A 383-nucleotide genomic window follows, 5' to 3' on the forward strand; every position below is an offset into this window, starting at 1 on the left:
TACGTGGGCTCTAAAGAAATTATTCAGCGTTATGTCGGTACAAGGCTGGTTTGGGAGAAAGTCACAATCCAGTTTGACGAAATTTTAAGATTCACTTCAAATCGCTTTGGGTCATTTTGGCGTTTTGGCTCTACAGAAAGAGCCTTCATCGACTTAGGGATATCCGAACGTCGTCCGTATGGTTTGGATGGAATAGAGGATTGTAATGTGGTGAAACTTCAAAATTCTAACAAAATCTTTGAAGTTAGGGTAGTAATAAGTCAACGAGATACTGGCTATTCAACAAGTTACCAAAGACGATACAACTACCAATTGTTTGTCATTTTTAAAAATACGGATGAGGTGCAGGATTTCATCTCCAATAAGTACAACGAAACCTATAT

1 protein-coding gene is annotated in these 383 nt (G+C 38.1%); it reads left to right on the plus strand.

Features of this window, described 5'->3' with window-relative positions; translation table 11 throughout:
• Positions 1-383: hypothetical protein (locus ER13_RS19150; RefSeq protein WP_231492601.1), on the plus strand; the 383-nt coding region annotated here is incomplete at both ends.

The sequence above is a fragment of the Brevundimonas sp. EAKA genome (assembly GCF_000698025.1).
GTDB lineage: Bacteria > Pseudomonadota > Alphaproteobacteria > Caulobacterales > Caulobacteraceae > Brevundimonas > Brevundimonas mediterranea_A.